This window comes from Pseudoalteromonas sp. SG44-17 (assembly GCF_014164235.1).
GTDB classification, from domain to species: Bacteria; Pseudomonadota; Gammaproteobacteria; order Enterobacterales; family Alteromonadaceae; genus Pseudoalteromonas; species Pseudoalteromonas rhizosphaerae.
Window position 1 is genome coordinate 31896 of sequence record NZ_JACJEV010000019.1, and the last position, 26257, is coordinate 58152.

Sequence of the window (26257 nt, forward strand, 5' to 3'; positions counted from 1 at the left end):
CCAATGTTAGAGTTATATTGCTACAGATACTAACTTGTCCAAACAATGGAGAATGTTTATGACGATATCGTTCTGTCGCTTGAACTCATTCTCTATGAAAGGAATTGCATTAGTTTCTGAGAATTTTTCCGTTCCTCCAGGTTCAGTTTCAACCTCTTCGAAGATGAACTGGTAACGCTCTTTGTCCTTTTCCTTTAAATTGAAGTGGGATTGCGCCCTTACTATAATTGAATGCTTAGTTTGATTGCTCAGCCTGCAGAGGTGTTTATAGTCAGAGTTATTGGTGAGCTGACCTAAAAGAGATAATAGCTCCAAAGACTCTGGGAATTTTTTAAGCTTCTCTTTTACATTGTACAAGGAAACTCTTGAGGGGGTTATCCATGTACTATCGTTATGGTTAAGACATAGGCCAAGGTAAATTACAAACCCCACTATGTCTGAGCACGAATGTAACGTTCTAACAATAGCGATAATATTAGCTCTACAAGCAAGTGTAAATTCAAAATCTTTTTTATTCACCTCGGTATCTACACTGAACCTAGATCTAAATAAACTACTTTCTGTAGGGTTATTCCGCATATGCTCATCAAGCAAAGCATGCAATGTACGGTAGTGGTAGCTGCATAGCATTTGAGTTTCAGCTATAGAACTAATTGCCCTATCCAATTTTGATATATCATTTTCTGATTGCTTATCTTGAGCATAGTGAAGCAGAGTTTCTCTATTCCAGCTTTCCATTTGGTTTACTCCATTAACTTTTCGGTAAATGTATATCAATGAATTGCGGCTTCGTTAAAATGCATTCTTGCCCACCTCGTTATAAGTATTTCAATTAGTGTGCTTTAACGGCTTCAACAGCCATTGTTAACTGGTCATCTGCAAAGGACGGTTTAAAGCGAAAACCAATTCGATACAAACAAGTCATTAACTTATCAATGCTGAATTTATCAATTCGGCCATTTACCAAATCGCTTACGCGAGGTTGAGTTAGCCCTAATTGAACCCCTGCATCGGCCTGTGACCAATTTTTAGCATTGATAATGTCACGAATAACAATCATCAGATCTGAGCGCGTCTGTAATTCAGAGGCTTCTGCTTTATCTTCGGTTATTGCATCAAAGATATTTGAGTATTCAAGATTCATCTTAACAACCTTATTGTTTAACTTATCATCACTATATATCAGCGTTGATATATATACAAGCACTGATATAATTTATTTGTTCAATTCTTTTTGCATGAGTTTGTAGCGCTTTTTCGCTGTGTCCATTGCCTGTTTGTCTACCCCGTTAGTGGTTTTGGTAAATGAGTGCAAAATAAAAACAGTGTCAGCAAACTTTGCAACGTAAATCGTTCGATATGCTGGTCTGCCGTTCTCTATCAGCTCAACCGCACCAATACCAACACTTTCTTTTAAGTGCTTAAACTTGCTAAATGGCTCTTTGTTTTGACAAATAGCGTTTAAATCATTTGCAAAGCGCTTTTGAATTTTATCGGGCAACGCTAGAAACTCTTTTTTTGATTGATTGTTTATAAACTTAAATTTTTTCAACTGGCTAATGTCCTTCTAAGATCATTTATTCTTTTATTCCTAGTGGCGGCACTGACTTATACAAGTTATTCAGTGCATCAGTTAATCGCTGTGGATCAGGGATGATGTATGTATCAGTCATATCATCACTAACATGGCCTATAGCCATTTGTATAACGTCATAATCGACACCAGCATCAGATAGTAGGCTGGCGGTACTTTTACGCCCTGAGTGGCTTGAGCCTTGTTTAAAGCCGCAACTCTTAAACAGGTTTCTAACGTAGTTCTCCATGCTTGAGCAAACTAGCGTTTCTTTTTGCCCGTCTTGAGTTTGATACTTTTTGACGTTAAACGACAACTTAACCCAGCGCTTACCGCTCTTAGCTAAAAATAGAGGGCTGTCACCATTTAACCCGCCATAACTACCGTCAAGGGACAGCATGCCTTTATCTTTAATGCGTCTGTCACGCCAAGCTAAAATGGCTTGCCTTTGTTGCTTTAAAACTAAAGCACAGTCACGGCTTTGATTGGTTTTGGTGTAATCAGCTCTCATTCTAAAAATAGATTTCAGCTCGCCTGATTTAGTAAAAACATCTTTAACTAGCAACTGGCAAGTTTCACCAATGCGCGTTAATGAGCCGAACAAGAACCAAATTAAAGCTACGTTTCTCTCTGCGGTTTCACCACGATTAGCATTAGCAAGTATGTGCTTTAGCTGCGCTTTGCTTTCTATTTTCCCTGCGCCTTTTCTGCTTGCTTCAAGCCGCTTTACCGCGTCAGAAACAGGCCGTCTACGCACAGGCTTATGACCTTTCTCAAATGGCATATAACACCTAGTTTACACCCAATTCCAACATAGTATATTACATAAACACCAAAAACCACAGGCGTTGTGTTTGTTGGTGATATTGGAATAGTAAGCTAAAAGGGTTTACTCTTATCTGTTCACTCAGGCATATATAAAGCTTTACATTGCGAAAACGGACAAATGTCACTACAATAAAAGACAGATGTCTTAAATGGTAAGTTTCTAATGAGTACACTACAACATAAAAGCACACGGCCCGACTTTCTCAATGTCGTCACGCTTGGTAAATTAAATACACACTCAAACCCCATGGCTGAAATAGCCACAGCACAAATCGGGATCACAACAGCCGGTTTGCGTGCTTTTTCTACGTTAATGCATTGGGAAATGGGTGTTATAGCCAAAGCACTGGGGACGACTGAACGCACTTTGTTACGCAACAAAGAAAAGCCCTTAAATAAACAGATCAGCGAGAATGCGCTAGAAGTAGCAAGATTATCAAGCTTTGGTGCGGGATATTTTGGTAATATCGACAACTGGAATACGTGGCTAGACACGCCGAACGTCCAATTTGATAATCAACCACCGCGTTCAATGATGAACAGTATCCGTGGGCGCGAATTGATACGAAGAGTTATTAACGGACTACAGTATGGATTTACCGCGTAATGATTGTTTATCGTATAGGTCCTAAGCAATATAACAATGTGAGCAACTGTCTTTCAGGGTTAGGCGGCATGGTAGCGGAGGGCAGATGGCATTATGCCGGTGCACCCATTGTTTATACCGCATCAACACGCTCACTGGCAATGCTTGAGCGGTTAGTTAATGACTCTCAAGAAATTCTTAAAGAAAATCTAAGTGTCGTTATTATACAAATTCCAGATACTTTGAAGGTAAAGCGATTGGTTGAGGGTGAGCTTCCTGCGGGTTGGAACGCATACCCGTATGCTGCGGATACTCAGTCAATTGGGAGTGACTATTTAATGTCCGAAGAGGCTGCTGTACTCCAAGTGCCGTCAAGTCTATGTCCAGAAGAATATAACTTTATTATCAATCCCCAACATTCCGATGCAAGTAAAATTAAATGCATTGACTGTTCTGACTTTGTTTACCCAAATCGTCTAGCTACTAAGCTGTAGTAAATAAATTATTGATTATAAGAAACACTTCTTTATGGTATCTACCTTATCGGCAGGTACCATTACCTCCACTGATGAAAAGTCGAATTTATGTAACGCAATAATACGATGCCTACCGTCACCAACATACGGCAATTTTTCTTCTGATAAATAAACCATTGGCATATCAATTTCACCGTTAGCAATTGCATTTTTAACTTTATCGTATCGTTCGGCGTGCAAGCTCAAAAAGTGCTCTTCATTAAACGCTATTAGCTTTTTTATACCAACGCTTATGGTCACCAGTTTAGAGCCACAAAATTTCTGATCTGTTTTGATGAACCTTAACTTAGTTGGTGGCTTATATTTGGAGCATATGGGAATTTCTTGTACAGAGTAAAAATTGAATTTTTCTATTCTAGTTCTTGCTAATCGCTCAGGGAACGAAGAAAACAAAGCTAAGTTTCTTGCCCTGGATTCTGGCGCTAAATATTTCGGGGCATCAACAGCGCCCTCACCAAAAATATCATCAATGGTTAAATTGCATTTAGTTACTGTCATACTAAAAGTTCCTTTTAAAGTTAACTACTCAAAAGCTTCATCAGGCATTGGCCAAACAAAAATTTGTTTCTTATGCTCAAACAAAGGGCATCTTTCAATAACCCCTTTATCGTAACCAGTTATAGCGCTCAATGCATTTTTGGGATTTGAATACACTTGAGCTGCTTCGGGGGTACTACCCCACCCTCGTTTATACTCACTGCCCATTGGCTCAGAGAAAGCTAAATATTCATCTGTGTCTGTTTTATTGACAACAAACACACATAACACAACGCCTGTTGAAAGCCCTATTCGCTTTAGTTCGGCTCGGGTTGGGACACGTACATCAACATTTGACTTTTTCTTTCCGTAAATAGTCACGAATTTATCCATTGTTTGCGTGAAAATCTAAGCTATATAAAAAACTAATTAGAGTAAACAAGCATATTCAATAACCTTTAGCACGCGCATAGCTATTTGAAAGCGGCTCTAAATTATTTCCATCAATGACTTTAGAGCCTTTTAACTCAGACATATCAATAAACGCTGGTCTATTACTACTGTAGTAGTCAACGTCTGCTCGTAACCTGTCTATATTTAATATACCTCTTTTAAGTGCTTGAGTGCATCCTCTTTCAAAACTATCAAACTCCGCACTATCTTCACTGTAGGGGTTTTTAGAGTAATTGCCTGACTTTAATCCATCATCAAATGACATAAAACCACCGTTAACTGTTTTTTTACACAGTGTAGCTTATCTAGTGTTTTTCCTACACTTTAAAAAGCGGTAACAACGTTAATTATTAATTGCTTGTTTTGGTTTTGTATAACTTTTAGTTACCTTAATTTTGAATGAGTAGCGCAATTTATGATAGATGCTAACTTGGATAAAAATTATTATTAGGGTGCATAATAAAATGTCCAAAGTTAGTAAAACAATTTCTACATTAAGAGATTTGTATTTGAGGGGCTACGTACCCCAAGTAGGTATAAGCGGCAAGGACTCCTTTTGTGTAGCGCACTGTGCTGCGGAAGCGCTAAAGCAGGCGGTGTTGGTTAATCCTAATGTTGGGCCACTACATGTTACTACGGTTGATACAACAATAGACAATTTTGAAATAATGGATTTTCTAAAAGATTGTCATTTAGCTTTAGAGTCGTACGGGGAAGAGTTCAACTTACCAATTGTATCAACTTTTATACAGCCTAAGACGCAATCAAGGCCTCTCGTTCAGTATATCGGTCGCGGCCTTTTGTTAAGAACAATGAATAATCAGGTTGGCAGACGGCAATGCACATCAGATTGGAAAATAACCCCCTTAATCGATTTTACTAAGCAACTGAAATCTAAGTATCAAACAGATAAAATATTAAATCTGTCAGGCTCCCGCTCCTCGGAATCCAAAGCACGAGCGGTAGCGCTTGACCTACGAAATGAAACAATTGACGTAGTTACATTAACAGATATGGGCTACAAACTTGCGCCGATAAAAGATTGGACGATAAATGATGTTTGGCAGCTTATTAATAAAATTGAAAATGGTGATGTTGAATCTTTTGGTGAAGATCTAACGGCTAATTTAAGAATGCATTATAGCGCAGGAAATTCGGGAACTTGTGATCTACTTGTAGGTAACTCAACTGTAAATAATAAGCCGTGTTCGTCCAGATTTGGCTGTACTTTGTGTAGTCTTGTTAAAGAAGATTTAAGCTTAAAAAATCAAATTCAAACCTCTAATAAACAATACGGGTATATGTCAGGAATTTTAGAGTTGAGAAATTATATGTTTAATACTCTTAATGATTTAGAGCTAACTCGTGCTAGATATAGTAAGAAATTACTAAACAATAAATTTATTAAACTCTCTTTTAATGACTACTCAATTGAATACCGTATGAAATTGCTGCAATTCACATTAACATTAGATGCACTAGAAATTGAAAGAGCGGAGGAAGCAGGCGAAGACCCTAAGTTTCAGCTGATAGATTACCCTAGCATTGTTGCAATTCAATTTTACTTTGCAAGAGAAGGTGGTGAAAATTGGCCTGGTCAGGCAATCAAAGCTTGGCATGATGTGCACACATTGGGTAATCGTTACGGTATACCTAAAACTGAGTATGTTGAACCTAAAGCAGCAGCGATCGGTGACAGTGAGCGCTACTTTGATATTGCAGACGCAATCGATAATATCGGCGCAGTAGGTTTGGTTACTGATGAGGAGGAAAACTTACTCCAAAGCCCTCATCGCGTATCCAGTGCTTATGACTCTTTTTTAACGCTACCTTTTGATAACGTAAAGAAGTTCACTATTGGAGAGAACGGGAAAGCTTGGGAATATGTTGAGGAAATTTTTCCATTATATTTAGATAATAATGCACTTAAAACTGGAGTCTGCCCAACTATAATATTAAAGGATATGATAAACCTTGGTGTTATACAGATGCCTCAAAGTCAGCTTTACCGGCTTCATAACCAGTGTAAAATAGCTCAACTGGTAAATTATTTAACCGCAAATAGTATTAAAGCTGAGGACTATTACTTGCAATTCCCAACAAAAGTAAATGATGTGGATTCATTGCCCAGTCAAAACGATGATAAACCTCAGTTATGTTTATTTTAAAGCAGTGCACTGCAGAGTTCTCACCCTTGTATGAGGGGGTTTTATGCAGGGTTTGACTTTTAGAGTTGAAATATTATATTGCATGGGAATATGGCTCTTAAGTGTAATTTATGGTACTTAAAAACAGACCAGTGAAGCGACTGTTAAGGGAGCAACCTAAAGGTGAAGGAAAACCGAGGTTGCATTATGATAGTAATAGTAGCTCTACATTACACTTCCTTGGTCTGCACTTTAAATTTACCGTTGTACATTGAGTTAGACTTGAAGAAGCACATATAACGAGGAGTAATTTTTATGGGTACGCAATTAAATCAACTTAGCGAAGATCTTCATGAGAAGAACCAAGCATCTAATTATTTTAAATTCGAGATTGGGCTTTCAGGTACCGGATTACCGACCGCGCAATGGCTTATGAACGTCACTTCACAATCAGACATTCGATCGGTCATTAGCGTGATAGTAAAAGGCATGTTTGATACTGAGGATAACGATCAAATTTCAGGACGGTATCTCAAGGTCCGTGGAAAAGACGGTTCAATTCAGTGGGCTTCTAAGAAAATATCTAGTGATAGACCTGATATATTAACTTGCGCCCTTCCATTACCGTTTAGTGAGGATTAGATGTAGGAGTAACTGTTGCACCTAATTTTAAGCTCAGTGAACATAATGCCGGTACAACTGCGGTTTCAGCAACTGGCGGTACTTTTCTAGTTGCTGGAATATTTCAGATTTTTAAAGGGAATCAACTTAACATTGAAGTACGAGGTACAGGCACCCAAAGCTCTGTGATACCGTTCAAAACATTTGCTTTAATGTGAATGGTGAGTACTTATAGAAGATTAAACGTATTGGGGAAATATCTATATCATTCAGTTTTGGAAATACTTAGGGTGGCTCTGGCGCGGCCTGCGAAGACAAATAAAGCGCCAAAGCCAAAGGTGACATTTTAATCTGTAATGCATTCTTCCTCAAGAAAGTGCAAACTATCTTCTACATTTAGTACAAAATATTCATGAGTTTTGGGTCTATAAAAACCATCAAAATCAATTTTTCCAGCATTCTGGATTTGAACAAGGTCTTTATGAAATTCAGAGTGTGACCATGCCCTACCATAAATTTTAAATAATATTTCAACGTGGTTCCCCGGAAAACTTAGCATTTTTAGGGTTGTGCTTGGTTGAGTTTTAAAAACAATCGGTTCATGATTCGGTATGTTGCTGCAACCAAAGTTAGCATATCTCTTAGCATCAAGTTGATTATCACTAAGCCACAACGTCCCTTTTACTGGTTTACCAGGTTTATGCGCACCACCGTGGTATAAATACAAGGGTAGTTGACCATCGTGCATTGTAAGCATTGAAAAGTGCTCATATAACCGTTCATTAATACGTATGGGTTCAGGCAGTGATAGGACCTCTTCTTTTGAGTTAATTTCTTCAACATGCTCACCATCAGTTGGCCGATTTTCAAATAATTCTTTCAAAAGCTTTAGTAACATTGGTATTCTCCTGCAGCCAATTCGACACTTACTATTACTTAGCAAGTGCTACCGGTAATTCATTGAAGTTGGTTGTGTAGCTATTTGGTGCCAGGTCGTCTCTTGGCTTCCAACTTTGCTTGAAACCCTGCACGCCAAACCTAATGACATTGTTGCCAAACTTACTATTTATTTCATCACTTACCGTAGTCATTTTATTAACGGTGAAATCACCAGAATCATTAAACAAATTTAGTTGAATATTGTCATTCTTTGATAATAACTGATTGAAGATAACGCCAACTTTTTTGAACTGATAGCCCTCCTGGTAAATCTTTTCTAAAGCAAACATTGCGTATCTAATTAATACGTCCGAATCTGCGCAATGAAAAGGCAACTTCACTTCAATGCTTTTACGTAACTGTGGCTGAGACAGCCTAAACACATCCGTTGAAACAAATATTGTCATGCTATTGGTGAACAACTCAAACCGCCGTAATTTACCCGCTCCAGTAGAAACGTGTGAAGACAGCGCACTTTTAAGCTCATTTAAATCTGTAACAAGCTTACCCATGCTTCTAGAAACACAAATGCTATCACGGCCTTCGTTAAGATCCTTTAGCTGCACTGCATTTATACCGTTGAGCTCTTGTATAGTACGTGATAAAACGACACCAAACTTTTGTTTCGCCTCTACAACATTAAAATTTTTTAATTCCAAACCGGTATTAACACCCAGCAAAGTAAGCTTTCCCGCCGTTTTTGAACCGACTCCCCATATATCGCTTGCTTTGACTCTTTTAAGTACCCAATCAACCTTTTCAGGGGTATCGAGCACAGCTACACTATTGGTTTTGGCTTTCCATGCATTAAGTTTAGCTGCATGAGAAGCAAGTTTAGCAAGTGTTTTTGTGTGCGCGACACCGACACCCACACCAATGCCCAAGTTCTTAGCTAACGTATTTTTAATATGTAAAGCGTATGATTTAGGATTTGGTGCCATGGCCGTGTCAATACGGCCAAAGCTTTCATCAATTGAGTAGCGGTGGCAGTCAAATAGTAATTCTTCTAGTTCTGTGTGAAAACGATTGCTCATATCTCCAAACAAAGTAAAATTACTGCCCCACACATGACCATTGCTGTTTTGAATTAATTCTTTGATTCTAAAGTGGGGCTCACCCATTTTTACACCTAGCGCTTTCATGGGTTGATTTCGCGCTATAACATTGCCTTGGTTTGAACTTAACACACCAAGCGGCGTGGTATTAATATCGTATTGCGGATTAAATAGCTGAATAAATGAAACATATGCAGCGTTAATATCACAGAGAACCCACATCAAAAAATGCTTATAGCGCTAGTGACAACGCCCCATATAACATTTTCATCCCAATTATTCTCATCATCAAATTCGACCACGATTGGCTCGTACTCTGTATTCGAGCTTTGAAATATAGCCCTGTTGTTTTCGGGCTCTAACTTTAAACGCTTAACAACAAACTCGTTATCAAGTGTTGCAAGAACGACTTTACCGGAAGTGGCCTTTAGAGATTTATCGACGATAATGATTGCCCCATCCTGAATGTCTGGAACCATGCTATCGCCAGCGACTTTAAACAGAAATGAACTGTTCGGCCGCGCCATTAACAGCATATCAAGACTAATAGGTTGAGTTAAACAATCTTCCGCTGGGTTTGGAAAGCCTGCTGAGGGTTTAAATTCAGAAAGTGAAAATACGTTGAGAGACTTGATGATAGGCGTTGGCTGCATACACAAAACCACTGGTTGAATATACAGTTATTTTATGGCCAACAATTAATACATGCAAGCTTTGTTTTTACGTTACACTTTGATTAATTATTCTAGCTAATTGAGGCGTTATGCGAATACCAAAATCCTATGGTGTCTACTCTACTAAAATAGCTCATGTAGAATTTTCATTGATAGCTCATGAGGCGTATGGGCTAATACTCCTTAGTGACAATTTTAGCTGTAAGGCTGAGTTGTTACATAGCTCAATAGTACAACTCCAAGAAGGCTGGTGTTTAACCCGGTTTAAAGACGAGAATGTTTTAAACATCGCTTCATTTACGGAGACCGAATTCAACCAACTACAAAGTGAGTTTGGTATTAATCGTTATAAAAATTCGTTCGAGGCGCCATTTACTAATAAATATGGCTCTCGTAAAATAAACTTTATGACTGCGCTTTCAAGGTGGTCAAAGAAAAACACCACAATAGCTAAGCGCATAAAAGCCAGCCCACATATGGATGTGAGTATTTATGATTATTTAAATCAAAAAACTTAACCCGCTGATCACACATCATCCCAGCTTGCCTTGTTTTCGCTCTCTTTTTGCGTGTTAGCATCCAAAGGGCGTATTCTAGTAGGGGCATATAAAATAGCATTAATGGCACAATTCTTAACTGTTTGAGCCGAATATTGCTCTCTATATCCCTTAATTACATCAACATGAGCCAAGTTTGCTTTGTAGTAAACTGTAAAATCTGGGCAGTCCAGATAGTGCATTTCGCTTGGGCAATTAAGCATGGCCACTTCATCATGCCTTGATGAGCCTTTAGATGTTACAAAATAGCTATGTGTACCTATGTCAAAATTTCTGCAATTAATCGTAAAGTATGCAGTGTTCTTTTCAACATTAATTGGACTTAACTCTATTAATTTATGTTTAATTACATCATTCACACCAAATTTCAAAGTTGGTATGTCAGTAGTAGTGTTTAAAGGGGATGCCATATAAGCGCCCAAAGCAATAGCGGCAAATATAGCCAGCGCAGCAGCTCGCTTAAGCATATCCTCTTGACGCTCTAATTTATGATTATCCATCTAATGCGCTCTCACAAAAAATAAAAGGCTATTATCACAAGTTATATAAAAAAAATTAAAATTTAGAGCGCATGAATAGTGCCCTTGTAAATAAGGGCGATAACACCAACGATCATTCAAAAATCATTCGTTTTCTTTATACTATTGAAGTTGCAACTTTGTTGATTGAACTCTTTAAGGTAAGCTCTTGATTTGGCGTAGTTTTGATATCTTATTAAAATAGGCTTGGCATTAGCAAATGTGGATAAAAAAACAGTTGAAACTAAAGTAAAAACAAGTCTCCCCACCCCCCACCTCTAAAGTCATAAAAATAGTAAAAAACACATGATATCATTAGATAAAATATATATTCACAATAAATTATCTATAACTTCTTGATATAGATCTTCATCATTCACTCGAACGTATAACTCGGTCGTAGAGACCTGGTTGTGGCCAAGCAAGAGAGAAATTTTCTTGATAGGCACACCTCTGTTGTACAGGTTGGTGGCGTAACTACGACGTAAAGAGTGCGGAGGTGGAGCTTCATATTTACAGCATAATTTAAAAATCGCATCGGCACTCATGGTTTTTTTTTGCAAATGACCACCCTTTAGAATCCGTACAAAAAGCGGCTCATCTTTATTAGAATACAAATGAATATCAAGCCATGTATTTATCGCCTCTAACACAACAGGATGCAGTGCAACTTTTCGTTCTTTATTACCTTTACCTATCACCCGTAATGCCTTGTCTCCAACATCACCTATTTTCAAATTAACAATTTCTTGCCGACGTAAGCCACAACGCAGTAACACTGAAAATATTGCATAATCGCGAATCTTTGAAGCATTTTCACAAGTTTTTTTAGAAATCATTCCTAATAACGACTCTACTCCATGATGATCCAGCAGGTTATATTCTTTATTCCTTGAGCCCGTTTTAGGCTTCACCATTTTAATAGCGTCACGCTGTAGAGCACTCATTTTTCCAAGTAAGTAAGCGTGCTCAACAACTTGTTTAACAATTGCAATGTAGAGTGTAATTGTTTTTGGCGAATAATTTTCATTAGACTTGAAGCTATTAATCAGAGTATTTAATGCAGTAGCATTGAAGTTTTGCCAATTAATATCATAGATTGAATCTCTGCCAATATGCTTCGCCACAGCTTTCAGCACACGTGCAGCCGTTTCTTTTGAGGCTTCAGAGTTAAGAGATAAAATATAATTATATATCGGACATTTCACATCTTTGTATATAACTGTCTTTTTATACATGCTATTGGCAGCAACCAAATCATGACGAATTTCAAATAATTCTTTTGCAAATCGTGTCAAAGCTTAACCCTTCTATGTGTTTTGTTTTAGTGCAATTAAAATAAAATGCTTCATTGTTAATCTTTAAATTTAACCCGTACATCATAATTAAACACTTTACCGCCACCGATATAACCCTAGATATTAGCGGGCAAACTTTAATGTCAACCCCCCCCCCTGTGCAGGAACAATAAACTCTGTAACCTTGGGGTGATCGCTTCACCCCAAGGTTACAAACTTTATTGTCTCTACACACCCCCACTATAACAGGTAACTTCTTCATGTTAAAAATAACTCTTGTAAATGTTTATTTACGATACCTATTTTTATGTTAAATTGAGCTTTAAATAAAAAACTCAGGCCAACTCACCTAAGTTTTTAAAATATAAATTTAACTGTTTTTTTTACTTTTAACACTAAAAATCATTACATTAATGGTGGTGAACAAAATTAAACCTAAGCACGCAGTCAAATACTCTGCAATTCGCGCAACAAATAAATTGTGTGCCACACCCGACAATATTAAGGATAGTAGTAATATAAACAAAGGTATGATCAATTGACTTACATAACACGATAGTAAATAAATCGCACCGTTCGGGCCCTCCATAAAATTACACTTTTTATAAATATAAAAAGTACATAAATGACTAATCAAATAAATTACAACAAATAAAAAAACTACCATGAACCAACCCTTCTGGACAGATTGTTTCTAAATTATGTCACAGTTTATTATCTAGGCTACTAAGCTAGAAAGGGCGAATATAGTGGTTCTAATTCATTTTTTATTCAGAAAATGAGAATTCTATTAATGCTAACTATAAAGTACAAGGATTTAGATGGCTTGATGTGAATGGGTTCGTGAGGATTGTTAGTTCTATCCTGGCATCAGGACTTCTCTGAAATAGATGCAAATGAACGACGCAGCGGTATTTAATGTTTAATTTTATTCTTTAACACATACAAACCACCAGCAAGTGTAAATATTGTAATAGTTATGACAATAACTGTCGCAATTTGAATTGTACTCATAAATATCTCCTGTCAGGTCTATTAATAATTATACACAACTCTATAAATATGAAAAGCGCGCTTATATTAGTTATCTTTACTAGCTTCAAATTATTAGCTTGTGGCCATAAAGGCCCGATAAAATTGATACAACAAACGTAATAATAGCTGCAGGTAAGTTAATCTCACTTAATGAATTTAAAGTTGTTTCAAAAATATTGGTGGCATTGGTGTAAGCATCAGTAGTGAAGTATCTCCAACTGAAGAACGAGCATGATGCGACAGAAAAGACAAAGACACCCAGCGCTCCACTGATTAGCTTTGATAACGTGTAAGAGCCAGTTACTAAAACCGATAGAAAAACCAACATTATTAACATTTAAATATATACCCGAATTAGTTATAAGCCATTGTTTTTATTTTTAATATCACCAATATAAACTATGGAATTATTGACCTACTTATTTGACTTGCCGACTGCACTAACCTTTCCATTTGACCATCTAATGAAGAGGGTGTTCCCTACTCGCCATTCAGTAATCTTTTTTATCATCCTTCCAATTTACCTGTATTAACACTGCCAAACCACAGAATAAGGATGCCAAGCACGGCACAAGCGACGATCCCAAAAACAACCCAAAGAGGGTCAACATTTGCCAATATTAAACTAATCATATTTAGTAGTTCCTACTTTCTTTTGCATAGTAAATCTATAGCTGTCTTCTGTTTTTTTACTTCAACTAACAAGTTCATCTTATGCGTGTAAGTATCCTGTAATTTGGCATCTGTCTCTTTTAGCGCAGATTTTACAGATTCGAGTTCTTTGGTTAATGCTAAATTTTCATCATTTAACGCAGTTAAATGTTTATCTTCTGATTCCGCTATCTCATTTAAATTAATGTGATTAGGGCTTATATCATTATTATAAATTTCAAAATTGTCAGTTTCTTCCTGTAAAGCTAAATTAGAAGCTTTCAGCGTTTTTAGTTCGTTTTGTAATGCAGTTTTTACTTCGGTGAGTTCATTAACTTTATTTTTATTGTCTTCTAGCGCCTGGGTAGCATCTTCAAGCTCTGCATTAACTTTTTCATTCTGCTTTATAAGGGCTTCATTACTTAAGAGTAATTTAGCGTTTCTTTCATCTAGCGTTTGTGCGAGAGCCTTGCTTTCACTAGCTAATGCTTTCTGTGAAGTTAGCTCTTCTACTAGTTCTTGGTTCAACCTACTACTAGACAGATTTTTTGTTCTCAACTGTTCAATTTGTGTATCTAGCTCCTTTACGGCCAGAGAATGCGTGCGAGTCAGTTCCTCCAGAGCTTTTTGATATTGTGCATCATTTTCTTGATTTTCATTAGCAAGCTCTCGACTCTGCATTAACTGCCTCTCAAGTAGCTCTATCCTTGTTTCGCTTGCCACTTGCTTAAGACTCAATGCCTCATATTCAGCTTTGAATTGTGATAGTTCTTGCTCGGCTATTAAACGCTGACTATTAGCTTCATTAAATTGGTTTTTATAGCGTAGTTCTGCCTCTTTTTCCTTTAGCGCCAATTCATCCATAAACGATTGTGCAAAGTTAGATGACAATGCAAATTTGTTATCAAACCATTCCTTTTGCTCTTGGGCCCTAATAGTCTTCCAAGATAGTAAGTGTTTATGAGCTGTGCTCGTGCTTTTAATTTCAGGGATCAACGACAAAAGCATAGGAATGTTAGGCTCAATACCTTTTTTTACTAAGTTATTACACAACTCATGAATCATTTTTTTGTGATTTAATGAAGTGGTTTTTGCAGACATTGGTATTACCTACTTTTAAACATGATTGAATTATACACACGCTTGTTCATATAGGCAATTACGGCAAATAATGTCGCTCTTATCGCGAAACAATTTCGCCATTAGCGAGGGAATAGTTTCGCAATTAATTACAATATGAACGAACTTAAAACCAGACACCAAAAGCAAAGAAAGCCATATAAATCATTGTTTATATGGAGCTTTATACTTAACCACCAACTAGGTTAGTTATTTTAATTTAAATTTACAGAAATAAAAATATCAATAACTGTAAAATATCCATGTTAAATACAGAAAAAAAACGCGAAAGCTTTCGCACTAACTTTCGCAGTTTTTACGAAATTTTGTTAATAAATTCCGTGATAATTTATATCTGTAATAAGAGCTTTTATATACAAATACATACTAATTGTGTTGATTAAAATATATACAATTCTAGCTATATCTTCACTATTTCCAAACTTTATAATTGCAGCGTAAAAAAATAATTGGCAAAAAATTGATACAAAAGCATAAGCATAACGCTTTGTTGTAATAGACATACATTTTCTCCAGTTTTTGTTTGTCACATACTCAATTTCTGCAATAAGCCAGCCACATTTTTTCAAACTATCAAACAAGCATTTAATGTGTTTTAAATCAAGTTGTTACAACATTAAATTTATGAGTGTTTCAGAAGTATACATATTTAATGTGTAAAAATTTTAAGAAAGAAATGATAGTTTAATAAAAGTGTAAAAAAATGAAGACACTATTCTACTTTTCTGCAAAAAACTGTAATCAATACAGAACACATGCTCTGCATTTAAACGACTTTTGATAAGACACGATGACAAATGCAATAACCAATCGGCTCTATTTTTTATGGCCACTGAGTTGCCTGACGTCATTACGCACGGATAAAGCCACTTTACAGAATTGACTAAGTACTTTATTTCATTAATCATAATCATTTTATTGCGTTTTCAGCATTTTGGAATCGCGATATATATGGGAATAATTGCCCACACACCAATGCACGACTCATGTATCAAAAAATGACTCATATTACAAAAATCGGTATACACGGTTATACATATTATGTACTATCACTTTACTAGAATAATTGTTAAGTATGAGGTTTTTCATGAGTTCAGAAAAAGTAGCTAAAACTGATAGAGATTTTTATAATTTAAGTGTAGGCGCAACCAATCATAAAGAAGCACGTAATAGAAGATTGTTGAGTAATAACCAAAAACAACTTCGCAACTTCACTCGTAATGAAAGCAAAGACTATTTAGGTGTACATGCGGCTACTATAGATAAATACACAAAATTAGCTAACATCGACCCTCGCAGACATGATGATTCTCAGTGGTCACTGGACTTAGAAGAAATATACAAGGTACGTGATCTAATGCCTCAAGATTTGAGAAAAGCGGAAAAATTCCACCGTGGCTTAAATCAAAAACTCCAAGTAATCGCGATACAAAATCAAAAAGGTGGCGTAGCTAAAACAGCTACTGCAGCTACACTAGCTTCTTGCCTAGCAACAGAGTTCCATCAAGAATTTCGCATTGGCCTAATTGATATGGATGCACAAGCAACATTAACCACCTTTTACGCTACGAAGTCAGAGGCGTTGGGTGAGCTATCATCTGGTGATTTGATTACTGGGAACTATGAGCTAGACGAAGGTGAAACAAAGCAGCAAGTGATCTCAAATGCATTCTTACCAACAACAATACCAAATTTACGTATCCTACCGGCTGCACAATCAGATAGAGCTTTAGACAACTGGTTTCACGAACAAGTTATAAATAATAAAATTGAAAACCCGTATTCAATTTTGAAAAACATTATCAATGAAGTTGAAAGTGAATTTGATATAATTATCATAGATACCCCGCCGAGCCTAGGCTTCCCAACGTACAATGCTTACTACGCGGCTACGGGTATTATCTACCCATTAGGTGTAACTGAAAGCGATATTGATGCCACAAGTTCTTACTTTGAATTTATTCAGCAAGTGTGGGCTATTTTAAAAAAAGCAGGTCATCCCGGCTTCGATTTTATGAAAATGCTACTTACAAATTTTAAAGAAGGCTCAACAACAACGACAGGATTGATGACTGGTTTATGTGATGATTTCTCGGACTATTTATACTCAAAAGAGTTTAAAGCATCTGAGGCGGTTTCTAATTGTCAAGCATCAATGGCTACTGTCTTCGATATGTCCAAAAGTGAATACGACAAAAGTAAATCTTCATTCCTAAAAGCTCAAGTAAATGGGTATGAAGTAACGAGTCAGGTATATAGAGATATTGCAAAAGTATGGCGTGAAAGCAGTAAGGAGGAAAAATAATGGCTAAGAAACGTGGCTTTAACAATCCTACAGGTGGTGTACCGGGTGGAGAAGATGCGATAGTAGACGCAGCAATAAGTAAAATACAGCATTTATCAAAGGATCTAAAATCTGCAATTGAAAACTCAAATCAAAATACAAATGCAGTGCTTAAAGAGTTCTTTGGTTTAAGTTCAGTTGGGGAAAGTAAAATATGGACTTTGAGGTCAGGTAAAAAAGTAGAATTTACACCTGTTACATTGTCTTATGAAGAAGTACGCGATAATACAACCGTCACGTTTGAGGTGAACGGGCGATTCCAAGACGATTTAACCCTTGAGTCATTGCAAGATCTAAACTCAATTCTTACGCAACAATATACACCGGCCATTGCAAGGTTACTTGATGGAAAGATGGATATATTAGACGGCTCACGTAGGCGTGCCCGTTTTTTATATGAAGAAGGAGCGATTAAAGAGTTTCACCTTCTCGTTTCTAGCGAAGATATAAGCGTCAGTGATGCTAAAGCGTTAGCTAAAGAGCTTCAATCGGCAAAGGAGCATAGCTTAAGGGATGTTGGTTTGCGTTGTCAGTTGATTAAAGATAATCACTTTAATGAGACTGGCGAAACCTTAAATCAAACTGCATTAGCAGAACAGCTCGGTGTTAGCCAAAGCTTAATAAGTAAAGCACTCACTGCTGCTTCAGTAAAAAAGGAAATGCTAACGCTTTTCCCTGATCTGAACACGCTCGCTATTGCTGACTATAAACTTCTAAAGCAAGTGCAAGACGAACTTGAAAGTAACAATTTTCTTGATGGATTTATAGATGAAATCGAAACTGAAATTATTAGCATAGATGACAACCTTGCGGCCGATGAATATAAAAGTGCTGTTTTAACTCTTATTAAAAATACAAACAAAAAACTTACTGCCAAACCGAAGGATAAAGCTGTTACAACTAAACTGTTTGACTGTAAGGGTAATCAAAGAACAGCTAAAAAAACAGAAAAGGGTAGAAAGGTAAGTTATACATTTGACAAAATTACTGAAGAAGCCAAACGAGAAATCGAAGAAGCTATAGTAGCGCTCTTGGAAAAACATAACCAATAACCTTGATAAAAAACCTGCTGATTAGCAGGTTTTTTAGTGGGTTTTATACAAAGATTATTTATGCTTTATTCACATTCAAAACAGTCACTTACGAATAAAAACCTGCAATTATTCCAGCGATATAATACACGTTATTCCTTTACTTACTCTGTTAACCCTGCTCTCTTAACAACCACGTAATAGCCTCAAGCTTGCAGTGTTTGGCTTTTGATAACCTTTCAACTACTATAAATCTGCTCATAAACAACTAAAAAAAGAAAGTATGAATAACTTTAAAATAACTCCTGCTCACTCTATTGAAGCGAAGGCATGGCTACTGTTCTTTTTAACGAGTGGGATGAGCTTATAGAGCATGTATCTAGCCCACACGAACCAATTTACATAACAGCAGAAAACAACGCCCATGAAGTCATAGGCGAAAGATTGTCGCGCTACATTAAGTATAATTACTCTCATGGCATGGTGTTAAACATGCTGGAAAATGCAGGGGTTGGATATTCACCGTAAGACCGGAGAGCGATACTTGAACTCACATCGCCGTAGGGGCTTATAGTAGAGCAAAGAAAACTCGTAGAGGGAATAATGGATGTTGAGACTGCCGGGCATGGTGGTTTAAAACTGACGAAAAAGCTTGCTGATGCAATTCCTTCACACCTAACCCTTAATAGTGAATATTATGAAGAAGATGAGGCGTTTGCACTTGTCTATCTTGCATACCCGCAAATATTTCCGTCTGTTCAAGGCAAAGCCCATGCATTAGGTAGACTCAATATATTTACATCGCATTCAGTGCCACGAAAGAAAAACCAAGCCGAGATCGATTTTCTTGCCGAGTTCACAACAACCATAGACACCGAATTAAACTTAGATTTTAAGCCGCACGTTGAGGATGAAAACTAAATAGAGAACTCAATGAAATCGAGCAATGTGTTTTTGCTATTTAAGTGAATGCGTTATTAACAACAAGTACCCTATCGCTGCCCCTGACGTTGAGTACGCGCCTTCATTAACGGATTGGGTGCTATGTTTAAAGAGAGCCCCAAATATTGATGGTACTTGGAAACAAACAGCTAAGAAGTGGAAGGAACGTTTCTACATTGATCCTGGTTTATATTAGTGCTTATTAGATTTCTTCTCCGGCAGCAAAATTTAAGCAAAAAAAAAGCGCCCAAAAGGACGCTTTAATTAAACAGATTTATTTCAAAATCAACTAGAGGACCTATTGGCTACCAAGTAAAGACCTCCAGCAAGAGTGCTGAATGTCAACAAAACCACTATTACCGTAGCTATTTGATAAATACTTGTGTCCATATTATTTGTCCTCTTTGTTATATTGCTTTGAAATAGTAAATGAAACGACAACCGCAGCTACTGAACAAATTAATGCTCCTATAGCCTTAACTAAACCTTGAATTTGTAACTGGTGGCACACTTCTGTAACTTGGCTTATGCAAACTCCAAAGGAATCTTCAAAACCCCCTACAATTAAGCTGGGTATGAAACCAACTAATATAGCCATCAGAACAAGTTCAACAAGTATTAGGTTGAAGTTTTTCTTATTATTACTCATTGCTTATCCTCATATTTGAGGGGGAGCAATCCCAAAAGGGAGAGCGACCCCCTTCTGGGTTAATGTTTCAGGCAATTATTTAATTGCCGGTGTTAATTCTCAAATTCAGATAGAGAATATATTTCGTATTGTTCTGCTAAATAATCTGGGTCACTCACTAGTTCAGTAAGATCATAGATTGGTTCTAAGAAATCATTAGCCTCATTGTAAACATTAAAAATCAATCCCGATAATGCTGGGTTGTTTTCTATCAACAATGCATCTAAATACTTCAACTTAGTACGCGTTATTATTTCCCCACATGAAGCAGCGCAGTATAAGTCACCTGCACCACTATCTAATGACTTTAAATCACTTGGTTTAATAATTTCACCACATACGTTAGCTGCAACAACATGAACAAACGTTGTTGCATAACCCGAAACAGACTTTGTTTCGCACATAACACGCTCCTATATACGATATTTTGACAGAGTTAAAATATGTTTGATTTTACAATTTTAGATAACGCAGTTTTAAGGTTTGAAACGCACTCTACATTCGTAAAGTATTTATCGTCTAAACCTTCTATGTTATCTCTAGTCATCCCTACACCTAATACAGCAATACTTATACCCAATATCTTTGCCAGCTCTAATGCTTCAATGAATGACCCCGGACAACTAGGCTTACCATCAGTTACGAGGAATAAGCACTTCTTATCTTCAGATTGGCGATTCAGTCTCATTAATGCAGACTTCATAGCCTCACCGCTTGGAGTGTATAAATCAGAACAAACTTGAAAGCGTTTTTCATCGATATATTGTTGGTTAAAAGGTTTTGCTATATATAGGCACATCTCAGACGAGTAAAAACCAATTTCATTTTTAACTTGTAAGCTTTGCAAACCCTTAGACATTGCTAATGCTACCGCGTTAGCAATCTCTTGATAGCCACGAGCCATAGAACCTGAAGCATCTATTAAAATACTAATAGCGGCGCTCAATTCGTTTTCTATTACCGGTGTTTTGAAAATGCGATCATCACCTAAAACCGATCCAACTAGTTTTTTGCTAGATAATTTTCGGCCACGATTTCTAAAACCATTCAACTCCTCTGTGTCATCAATTAACGCTCTGTGTAGGGTACGGTAAACCGCCTTGCCTGCACTGGGTATTAATTCAGGATTATTAAAAGGTAATCCCATCAGTTTCCATTTAGTCGTTACAGGTAACGTATTACTAAATATATCTCGGAGTTCGGAATCATCTTCAGAAGGGCTAAAGTTTTCTGCTTCTTGTCTCAATTCTTCGGCTATCATTTCATGAAAGTCAGGTACTTCAATATTATCGTCTTCGATAGCATCTATAACTGACTTAATGATTCGTGAAGTTTGATCACCGTTTTCTTGGTCCTCAGCAGAGGCTTCATTTCCATTAGTATCCGTACTTGAATCATCTGATTGCTCACCATCTGATTGTTCACCATCTGATTGCTCATCGTCTGATTGCTCATCACTTTCTGAATCATCGCTATCATCACCATTTTTAGGTTCTTCTTGCTCCTTTTCATCTGTACTTTTCATAAGCTCAATAACTTTCCAAGCCATATCTGCACAATCACGCGTACTACGAGTGTTTGTAATTCCATGTACTATTTCAGTTAAACTATCTATAAAGTTATTGTCATAGGTTGCTTTTAAATACGCTAAAGCTTGTTCAGCATATTGATCTAGACAAAGGTTGCCTGCACCAAGTACACGGCCTTTATATAAGCAGTATGTTAATACTAGTGATAACGGATTATCAGAACTCACAGGTTCACTAAATAAGCCTTTCTTAATTGCGATTAAAACAAGTTTTTCAAGGTTTAACTTAGCGCCTGGATACTCTGAACCAACTAACTTCTCCATTCGTGCATCTTCAAAGATATTGCATAAATTTAAATGTAACTTACTCTTAAAGTTGATTGAAAAACTGGTGTGTTTTTCATGGCCAATTTCATGATCAATATAACCATGCGTCATAGACACATAATCAGGATCAGTAAAATCGCCAAATGGAATATTAATTTTTCCACCACAACTATAAGCCGTACTACCACTAACAGTGACCTTAATACCTTCTCTGTCACTCATTAACTTTGATAATACTCTAGCTACTTTTATAACTCTGTTTTTTGATTTCATGGGTGGTTACTCTCCATAGGGGGTTTAACGGCTAAGCCGTATAGGGTTTTATTTAAGGGTTTATAGCCGGAGCTATTAAGTTCTATATCACCTGCTTTTCGTTTTACTGCTTAGAAAAACAATAAAATGAAAAATAGAGGACCAAAAAGGACTTCCCTTTTCAGTTCTCTATTTCTATATTTCCATTAGCAATTGATATACATGGCAAGATTTCATCGTTTGACATAAAGCCTAAAGGCTCAGTGACGTAAGTCACTGAACCCGACTTTAATTTGCACTTACAATAGCCACAAATTCCAGTTCTACACTGTGACTTGTGTACAACGGAGCCTTGTTCAAGACTCTGAAGTATTGTGCCTTTGCTTTGTACGCTGTGATGTTGACGCGACGAAGTGATGATTTTAATCATGAATAACAACTCCAGTATCAAGTTGAAATTCAGGCCTAAGAGCTGGTGGAAAACCATCAAAGCCCTTTGACTGATAAACATCATTCCAATCAATTTTATCAACACCTTCTGGACAATTTGGTACAAAGATTTCTGCATTTCTGCCCTCTTTTTCCAAACGTTCCTTCAAGCGATTCGCTGCAGCAAGACCGGCCCCACTAGGTTCAATATCAGCCCAAATTAGGACAAACGTAACGTCATCTGGAAACTTTACAGCTTCCATTAAACGATCCGAAATACCGACCCACATAGGAGTTCCTGTAGCTTCACGAACACTAAGTGCATTTTCAATGCCTTCAGCTATACCTATAACTTTTTCTCCAAAACCTACGTCTCTTGGTTGGTCTAATTGAATAGAACAGCCTCGAACATCAGATATAGGCGCAAAAATCATTTTGCTGCGAATAATATCTGCCTTAACCGGTAGTTTTGTGTCGAGAAAAGTACGGTGCATAGTGACAGGTTTACCGTTCACATCACGTACCATGGCAAGCATTCCGGGGAAGTGCTGCCAATTGGTTTCATCGCTTTCCTTATATGCAAGTTTTGGATGAAAACCCAAATCAGACATATTAGTAAGGTCAGAATTAATACCACGATTGCGAAGGTAATCATGCGCATGAGTGTTCAAAATTGGCTTAGCTTGAGCTTTATTGTTCCTGAGAACTTTTTTAGCTTTTGCTAAGGCCTCTTCTGACGTTTTGTATGCGCTTTGTTGGGTATACTTACGTTGTGCTTTAGCTGCATCTGATTCAGTAACTCGTGATAAGTCACCGCCACAAATACGTATAATTTCATCTAAAGCCTGTGAGACAGAACACCCAACATACCAAGACACAACAGATATACCATCTGGTAAAGGCCCTACATCGTTATGATATGCCCCACCTGTATCTCTGTAGTCTCGAAACCATCTAAACTTAGTACGGCCACCACCGGTTAAAGGACAAGGCTGCTGCCTAATACCTTTTTCAAATGATTGCGCTAACCCGTGGTAGTTTGAAAGAACACTCTCCCAGCCGCCACTTTGGTCTACTAATGCTTTTACATGGTTAATTTTGTCGAAATTGTTGTAGTTCATAATATTACTTCCTCATATATCGAAATCACGATGATCCCAATACATCCGAGTCTCAGGTGCATTGGTGATCACCGTGACCCGGTAAAAAGAAAGCTCGCCACCCAAGCGGGCAAAAGCGAGCTTGGATGGTGGTTATTCAGTAACTAATTCACTATTCTCAATTCTTCGAGAAGAATTGGTAATGACTAGTCGAACACCTACAACAATTTCTTTACCATCGTGTTCAACTGTTTTAAAAACATAATCACCACGGACTATTGTTGTTACAGTTTTACCTTCAAGCATTTTTTTTAAATCGATTTTCATGGTTACTCTCCAAAATATCTAAATTTGGGGTACAACCATGCCCAAGCGGGTAGGTGTACCCGCGTGGGTTTATATTCTTAATTTTTAAAAACACTTTCCAAAAAAAAGTATTTTTAGGAAGTAAGCCACCAGCAAAAGCGCTAGGCTTTTACTGGTGCTAACAATTGATAAAATTAATTACCAACCATCAAAAGCAAAACTATCAATGGCCACATTCTCCTGCTGAACTATGAATTCAGAGTTAAATGGATCACTACTTGATTGTTCTACTGCTTCTCCAAATGGGTTATCACTGAAAGGGTTATCTTCAGTGTTTATACTAGACTCTGCCATTGACGTATTATCCACAACGGCTACTTCTTCAACTTCCTCTATTTCTTCAACTTCGCTTAGCTCATCACCACCTTTTCCATAAGCAATTACTTTTGATCGGTCACTTACAAGTGTCAAAAAATGACAAATTTTGTGATAGTCACCACCCATTAAAGGGTAGGTCAAAGGTAATTCATTAAGCACTTCTGAAAAGCGCACAGCTACACGGGCAACAGTTGAATCCAAGAAAGATAAATTGATCAATTTATCGCGTAGAGCGAAAACTGGCTTCATCTTCTTGATTGTTGCTTTTTCTGCCATAAGAAACGACTTTTGATAGATTTCAGCTGCTTCGCTGGAAATTTCATCAAACAAAGTTTGACTAGCTTCCTCAGCAATAACATCTTCATCACCATCAAAAAGAGGTTGAATCGCCATTGGTGGGTGCACCTTGAATGTGAATCGACTAGCAAATTTGCTGGCTTCATCTGAACATTTTCTAATATAGGCCTCTACAGGCTTGTTATTTAAAATATGGTCTTCAATGGTGTTTTCATACTCACTTCTAAGGTTCTGCACTTCAGCTTTAAACTCAGTATCAATTTCATGTAACTCTGTAATCAAATCATCTAATTGACTGATTGGTACAAGGGTAGCGCCTTTTGCAAAGCTAATACCTCGTTGATTAAGAGCACGACGAGCTTGCGCTGAACACTTACTAACAAATCTAAGCTTTTCTTTCGGGAACCAGCGTAGCTTAGTACCTGAAAGCAACTCAGAGTCGAGCACTTGTCCATCTATTAACGATTTACTATCAGAGATAATACTTTCGCCACATGCTCCTTGAACTTCTACTGAAATTAAACAAGCGCCACTTTTAATATCTAAGTTGGCATTGCTTGCGGCTAGTTTAGAAGCTTCTTTTGCTGAATCGACTGTATATTTTTGGGTTGTCATGGTTACTCTCCGGGGGTTTATAAATTCGGAGCATAACAACCCTGTTCAGGGGTATTATGCCCCTGTAGGGTTTAGGTTTTGAGGTGTTAGCCTCTATTTTAATATTTTAAAATTGATTACAGGCTCGCATATTGACAAGCCTGAGTTATACCATCAATTTTCCATTCGGTATCGCAATTACAACATACTGCAAAAACGACACCTGTAAGTGGTGTTTCTTGAATTTCACCTTTATCAGAAACATTACCATTAAGATTTACATAAAAGTGAATGCATCTTTCCTGCTTCTCTTTTAAAACAATTGGTGAACACTTACATTTAGGACAATATTTATTCATATTTCGAGTCATAAATAGTTCCAATATTATTTAGAATATTCTAAGTTTCTAGTTTTGTGATCGAACACAAAGCTATTAATGGTAGTTAAATACCCATCATCCAGCTTTTCTTGAATACGATCTCTTGAAGAAACTTTACTATCTACTATTTGCGGTATCCAATAATCACCATAACGTTTGTTCTTTTTGTAAAAAACATAAAGAGCATTATTAAAGTGACCAATGGCCCAAAGTTCATCTTTGCTTTTACTTAAAGTAATAACATCGAAAGAGCCTGTTGGGTACGAAGAGGGTCTACATGGTAGAAAGCCTAATTCAACCGCTTCTTGTCCTTTGTATTCAGTGCTGTGTTTAATCGTAAAGTGTGTAACAACATCATCAAGATGCGTACTGTTATCCACCCACTCAATATCACTAACTTTTCTGTATATACTATTAAGACCAGTTAATACTCCAACGCAACTAAATGTAACCGATAATCTCTTTCCATTAGCATTAGTTCCGATAGACATTGCTTTAAATGAACCGTCTGGAAACTCATGAGCTTCAAAAACGGAACAATCTAAACTGTCTGTCATATCGTAAAAACTAGCT

At 37.1% G+C, this 26257-nt stretch carries 31 protein-coding genes; 9 read left to right on the plus strand and 22 right to left on the minus strand.

Going from position 1 to position 26257, the window contains the following annotated elements:
- Positions 1-12: 12 nt before the first annotated feature.
- From H5182_RS13845 to H5182_RS13860, 4 genes are all read right to left on the minus strand, one after another.
- Positions 13-738 (minus strand): hypothetical protein, encoded by a 726-nt coding sequence (locus tag H5182_RS13845; RefSeq protein ID WP_182760188.1) that lies wholly within the window; start codon positions 736-738, stop codon positions 13-15.
- Positions 739-832: 94 nt separating this feature from the next.
- The gene (locus H5182_RS13850) at positions 833-1144 is read right to left on the minus strand and encodes a helix-turn-helix domain-containing protein (protein WP_182760189.1); all 312 of its coding nucleotides are present in this window, start codon (positions 1142-1144) and stop codon (positions 833-835) included.
- Positions 1145-1216: 72 nt separating this feature from the next.
- Positions 1217-1552 (minus strand): type II toxin-antitoxin system RelE/ParE family toxin, encoded by a 336-nt coding sequence (locus tag H5182_RS13855; protein WP_024589339.1) that lies wholly within the window; start codon positions 1550-1552, stop codon positions 1217-1219.
- 25 nt (positions 1553-1577) lie between these two features.
- Positions 1578-2357, minus strand: a complete 780-nt coding sequence (locus H5182_RS13860) for a site-specific integrase (protein WP_024589338.1) — start codon at positions 2355-2357, stop codon at positions 1578-1580.
- Between the two features lie 207 nt (positions 2358-2564).
- On the opposite strand from H5182_RS13860, the gene H5182_RS13865 reads away from it, so the two are divergent.
- Positions 2565-3008 (plus strand): MbcA/ParS/Xre antitoxin family protein, encoded by a 444-nt coding sequence (locus H5182_RS13865; protein WP_182759079.1) that lies wholly within the window; start codon positions 2565-2567, stop codon positions 3006-3008.
- On the plus strand, positions 3008-3481 hold the full coding sequence (locus tag H5182_RS13870; RefSeq protein ID WP_182759080.1) for an RES family NAD+ phosphorylase: 474 nt from the start codon (positions 3008-3010) through the stop codon (positions 3479-3481). Before H5182_RS13865 ends, H5182_RS13870 begins: the two co-directional genes overlap by 1 nt.
- Positions 3482-3496: 15 nt before the next feature.
- Here the strand turns inward: H5182_RS13870 and H5182_RS13875 are convergent, their stop codons facing one another.
- The 3 genes from H5182_RS13875 to H5182_RS13885 all read right to left on the minus strand — a co-directional run bounded on the left by H5182_RS13875 (position 3497) and on the right by H5182_RS13885 (position 4718).
- The gene (locus H5182_RS13875; protein WP_182759081.1) at positions 3497-4021 is read right to left on the minus strand and encodes a hypothetical protein; all 525 of its coding nucleotides are present in this window, start codon (positions 4019-4021) and stop codon (positions 3497-3499) included.
- A gap of 24 nt (positions 4022-4045) precedes the next feature.
- Positions 4046-4381 carry a hypothetical protein gene (locus H5182_RS13880; protein WP_182759082.1) on the minus strand — a complete coding sequence of 112 codons (336 nt, stop codon included), beginning with the start codon at positions 4379-4381 and terminating at the stop codon, positions 4046-4048.
- 67 nt (positions 4382-4448) lie between these two features.
- A complete protein-coding gene (locus H5182_RS13885) occupies positions 4449-4718 on the minus strand; it encodes a hypothetical protein (protein WP_182759083.1) in 270 nt (89 codons plus the stop codon).
- A gap of 199 nt (positions 4719-4917) precedes the next feature.
- Here H5182_RS13885 and H5182_RS13890 point away from each other — a divergent pair, with 199 nt between their 5' ends.
- Positions 4918-6621 (plus strand): phosphoadenosine phosphosulfate reductase family protein, encoded by a 1704-nt coding sequence (locus H5182_RS13890; RefSeq protein ID WP_182759084.1) that lies wholly within the window; start codon positions 4918-4920, stop codon positions 6619-6621.
- A gap of 294 nt (positions 6622-6915) precedes the next feature.
- On the plus strand, positions 6916-7242 hold the full coding sequence (locus H5182_RS13895) for a hypothetical protein (RefSeq protein WP_182759085.1): 327 nt from the start codon (positions 6916-6918) through the stop codon (positions 7240-7242).
- A 325-nt stretch (positions 7243-7567) separates the two neighbouring features.
- Here H5182_RS13895 and H5182_RS13900 read toward each other — a convergent pair whose 3' ends face one another.
- From H5182_RS13900 to H5182_RS13910, 3 genes are read right to left on the minus strand one after another with little or no spacing between them, the layout of a single operon-like run.
- Positions 7568-8119: a hypothetical protein gene (locus H5182_RS13900; RefSeq protein WP_182759086.1), complete on the minus strand. Its 552-nt coding sequence runs from the start codon at positions 8117-8119 to the stop codon at positions 7568-7570.
- A 34-nt stretch (positions 8120-8153) separates the two neighbouring features.
- On the minus strand, positions 8154-9437 hold the full coding sequence (locus H5182_RS13905) for a Y-family DNA polymerase (RefSeq protein WP_182759087.1): 1284 nt from the start codon (positions 9435-9437) through the stop codon (positions 8154-8156).
- The gene (locus H5182_RS13910) at positions 9437-9868 is read right to left on the minus strand and encodes a LexA family transcriptional regulator (protein ID WP_182759088.1); all 432 of its coding nucleotides are present in this window, start codon (positions 9866-9868) and stop codon (positions 9437-9439) included. Before H5182_RS13910 ends, H5182_RS13905 begins: the two co-directional genes overlap by 1 nt.
- Positions 9869-9978: 110 nt before the next feature.
- On the opposite strand from H5182_RS13910, the gene H5182_RS13915 reads away from it, so the two are divergent.
- Positions 9979-10407 carry a hypothetical protein gene (locus tag H5182_RS13915; RefSeq protein WP_182759089.1) on the plus strand — a complete coding sequence of 143 codons (429 nt, stop codon included), beginning with the start codon at positions 9979-9981 and terminating at the stop codon, positions 10405-10407.
- A gap of 8 nt (positions 10408-10415) precedes the next feature.
- Here the strand turns inward: H5182_RS13915 and H5182_RS13920 are convergent, their stop codons facing one another.
- The 3 genes from H5182_RS13920 to H5182_RS13930 all read right to left on the minus strand — a co-directional run bounded on the left by H5182_RS13920 (position 10416) and on the right by H5182_RS13930 (position 15049).
- On the minus strand, positions 10416-10946 hold the full coding sequence (locus H5182_RS13920; protein ID WP_182759090.1) for a hypothetical protein: 531 nt from the start codon (positions 10944-10946) through the stop codon (positions 10416-10418).
- A gap of 350 nt (positions 10947-11296) precedes the next feature.
- Complete coding sequence (locus H5182_RS13925; RefSeq protein ID WP_182759091.1) at positions 11297-12262, minus strand: tyrosine-type recombinase/integrase; 966 nt, start codon at positions 12260-12262, stop codon at positions 11297-11299.
- Between the two features lie 1680 nt (positions 12263-13942).
- A complete protein-coding gene (locus tag H5182_RS13930) occupies positions 13943-15049 on the minus strand; it encodes a hypothetical protein (protein WP_182759092.1) in 1107 nt (368 codons plus the stop codon).
- Between the two features lie 1126 nt (positions 15050-16175).
- Here H5182_RS13930 and H5182_RS13935 point away from each other — a divergent pair.
- The 4 genes from H5182_RS13935 to H5182_RS13950 all read left to right on the plus strand — a co-directional run bounded on the left by H5182_RS13935 (position 16176) and on the right by H5182_RS13950 (position 19384).
- Entirely contained in the window at positions 16176-17393 is a 1218-nt protein-coding gene (locus H5182_RS13935) for a ParA family protein (RefSeq protein WP_182759094.1), read from the plus strand.
- Positions 17393-18484, plus strand: a complete 1092-nt coding sequence (locus H5182_RS13940) for a ParB family protein (protein ID WP_182759095.1) — start codon at positions 17393-17395, stop codon at positions 18482-18484. The genes H5182_RS13935 and H5182_RS13940 overlap by 1 nt, the downstream gene beginning before the upstream one ends.
- 309 nt (positions 18485-18793) lie before the next feature.
- Positions 18794-18991, plus strand: coding sequence for a hypothetical protein (locus H5182_RS13945; RefSeq protein WP_182759096.1), 198 nt, complete (start codon positions 18794-18796; stop codon positions 18989-18991).
- A gap of 42 nt (positions 18992-19033) precedes the next feature.
- Positions 19034-19384, plus strand: coding sequence for a DUF7007 domain-containing protein (locus H5182_RS13950; RefSeq protein ID WP_404936219.1), 351 nt, complete (start codon positions 19034-19036; stop codon positions 19382-19384).
- A 412-nt stretch (positions 19385-19796) separates the two neighbouring features.
- Here H5182_RS13950 and H5182_RS13955 read toward each other — a convergent pair whose 3' ends face one another.
- The 9 genes from H5182_RS13955 to H5182_RS13995 all read right to left on the minus strand — a co-directional run bounded on the left by H5182_RS13955 (position 19797) and on the right by H5182_RS13995 (position 26241).
- A complete protein-coding gene (locus H5182_RS13955) occupies positions 19797-20054 on the minus strand; it encodes a hypothetical protein (RefSeq protein WP_182759098.1) in 258 nt (85 codons plus the stop codon).
- Between the two features lie 92 nt (positions 20055-20146).
- Positions 20147-20497 (minus strand): hypothetical protein, encoded by a 351-nt coding sequence (locus tag H5182_RS13960; RefSeq protein ID WP_182759099.1) that lies wholly within the window; start codon positions 20495-20497, stop codon positions 20147-20149.
- 32 nt (positions 20498-20529) lie between these two features.
- Positions 20530-22221 (minus strand): hypothetical protein, encoded by a 1692-nt coding sequence (locus H5182_RS13965; protein WP_182760190.1) that lies wholly within the window; start codon positions 22219-22221, stop codon positions 20530-20532.
- Between the two features lie 160 nt (positions 22222-22381).
- Positions 22382-22714: a 2Fe-2S iron-sulfur cluster-binding protein gene (locus H5182_RS22645; protein WP_404936218.1), complete on the minus strand. Its 333-nt coding sequence runs from the start codon at positions 22712-22714 to the stop codon at positions 22382-22384.
- Positions 22623-23750: a toprim domain-containing protein gene (locus tag H5182_RS13975; RefSeq protein ID WP_182760191.1), complete on the minus strand. Its 1128-nt coding sequence runs from the start codon at positions 23748-23750 to the stop codon at positions 22623-22625. The genes H5182_RS22645 and H5182_RS13975 overlap by 92 nt, the downstream gene beginning before the upstream one ends.
- A gap of 132 nt (positions 23751-23882) precedes the next feature.
- Complete coding sequence (locus H5182_RS13980) at positions 23883-24056, minus strand: hypothetical protein (protein ID WP_182758946.1); 174 nt, start codon at positions 24054-24056, stop codon at positions 23883-23885.
- Positions 24057-24233: 177 nt separating this feature from the next.
- Positions 24234-25325, minus strand: coding sequence for a DUF3150 domain-containing protein (locus H5182_RS13985; protein ID WP_182758947.1), 1092 nt, complete (start codon positions 25323-25325; stop codon positions 24234-24236).
- 116 nt (positions 25326-25441) lie between these two features.
- Positions 25442-25675 (minus strand): hypothetical protein, encoded by a 234-nt coding sequence (locus H5182_RS13990; protein WP_182758948.1) that lies wholly within the window; start codon positions 25673-25675, stop codon positions 25442-25444.
- A gap of 14 nt (positions 25676-25689) precedes the next feature.
- Positions 25690-26241 carry a hypothetical protein gene (locus H5182_RS13995; RefSeq protein WP_182758949.1) on the minus strand — a complete coding sequence of 184 codons (552 nt, stop codon included), beginning with the start codon at positions 26239-26241 and terminating at the stop codon, positions 25690-25692.
- Positions 26242-26257 lie beyond the last annotated feature (16 nt).

Coding starts and splice junctions, on each gene's coding strand:
- H5182_RS13990 (WP_182758948.1), bottom strand. CDS start 25,675: ATGACTCGAAATATGAATAAATATTGTCCTAAATGTAAGTGTTCACCA.
- H5182_RS13875 (WP_182759081.1), bottom strand. CDS start 4,021: ATGACAGTAACTAAATGCAATTTAACCATTGATGATATTTTTGGTGAG.
- H5182_RS13870 (WP_182759080.1), top strand. CDS start 3,008: ATGATTGTTTATCGTATAGGTCCTAAGCAATATAACAATGTGAGCAAC.
- H5182_RS13865 (WP_182759079.1), top strand. CDS start 2,565: ATGAGTACACTACAACATAAAAGCACACGGCCCGACTTTCTCAATGTC.
- H5182_RS13900 (WP_182759086.1), bottom strand. CDS start 8,119: ATGTTACTAAAGCTTTTGAAAGAATTATTTGAAAATCGGCCAACTGAT.
- H5182_RS13915 (WP_182759089.1), top strand. CDS start 9,979: ATGCGAATACCAAAATCCTATGGTGTCTACTCTACTAAAATAGCTCAT.
- H5182_RS13940 (WP_182759095.1), top strand. CDS start 17,393: ATGGCTAAGAAACGTGGCTTTAACAATCCTACAGGTGGTGTACCGGGT.
- H5182_RS13885 (WP_182759083.1), bottom strand. CDS start 4,718: ATGTCATTTGATGATGGATTAAAGTCAGGCAATTACTCTAAAAACCCC.
- H5182_RS13910 (WP_182759088.1), bottom strand. CDS start 9,868: ATGCAGCCAACGCCTATCATCAAGTCTCTCAACGTATTTTCACTTTCT.
- H5182_RS13980 (WP_182758946.1), bottom strand. CDS start 24,056: ATGAAAATCGATTTAAAAAAAATGCTTGAAGGTAAAACTGTAACAACA.
- H5182_RS13850 (WP_182760189.1), bottom strand. CDS start 1,144: ATGAATCTTGAATACTCAAATATCTTTGATGCAATAACCGAAGATAAA.
- H5182_RS13895 (WP_182759085.1), top strand. CDS start 6,916: ATGGGTACGCAATTAAATCAACTTAGCGAAGATCTTCATGAGAAGAAC.
- H5182_RS13985 (WP_182758947.1), bottom strand. CDS start 25,325: ATGACAACCCAAAAATATACAGTCGATTCAGCAAAAGAAGCTTCTAAA.
- H5182_RS13935 (WP_182759094.1), top strand. CDS start 16,176: ATGAGTTCAGAAAAAGTAGCTAAAACTGATAGAGATTTTTATAATTTA.
- H5182_RS13860 (WP_024589338.1), bottom strand. CDS start 2,357: ATGCCATTTGAGAAAGGTCATAAGCCTGTGCGTAGACGGCCTGTTTCT.
- H5182_RS13845 (WP_182760188.1), bottom strand. CDS start 738: ATGGAAAGCTGGAATAGAGAAACTCTGCTTCACTATGCTCAAGATAAG.
- H5182_RS13995 (WP_182758949.1), bottom strand. CDS start 26,241: ATGACAGACAGTTTAGATTGTTCCGTTTTTGAAGCTCATGAGTTTCCA.
- H5182_RS13930 (WP_182759092.1), bottom strand. CDS start 15,049: ATGTCTGCAAAAACCACTTCATTAAATCACAAAAAAATGATTCATGAG.
- H5182_RS13905 (WP_182759087.1), bottom strand. CDS start 9,437: ATGTGGGTTCTCTGTGATATTAACGCTGCATATGTTTCATTTATTCAG.
- H5182_RS13920 (WP_182759090.1), bottom strand. CDS start 10,946: ATGGATAATCATAAATTAGAGCGTCAAGAGGATATGCTTAAGCGAGCT.
- H5182_RS22645 (WP_404936218.1), bottom strand. CDS start 22,714: ATGATGTTTATCAGTCAAAGGGCTTTGATGGTTTTCCACCAGCTCTTA.
- H5182_RS13955 (WP_182759098.1), bottom strand. CDS start 20,054: ATGAGTAATAATAAGAAAAACTTCAACCTAATACTTGTTGAACTTGTT.
- H5182_RS13975 (WP_182760191.1), bottom strand. CDS start 23,750: ATGAACTACAACAATTTCGACAAAATTAACCATGTAAAAGCATTAGTA.
- H5182_RS13890 (WP_182759084.1), top strand. CDS start 4,918: ATGTCCAAAGTTAGTAAAACAATTTCTACATTAAGAGATTTGTATTTG.
- H5182_RS13965 (WP_182760190.1), bottom strand. CDS start 22,221: ATGAAATCAAAAAACAGAGTTATAAAAGTAGCTAGAGTATTATCAAAG.
- H5182_RS13960 (WP_182759099.1), bottom strand. CDS start 20,497: ATGTGCGAAACAAAGTCTGTTTCGGGTTATGCAACAACGTTTGTTCAT.
- H5182_RS13945 (WP_182759096.1), top strand. CDS start 18,794: ATGGCTACTGTTCTTTTTAACGAGTGGGATGAGCTTATAGAGCATGTA.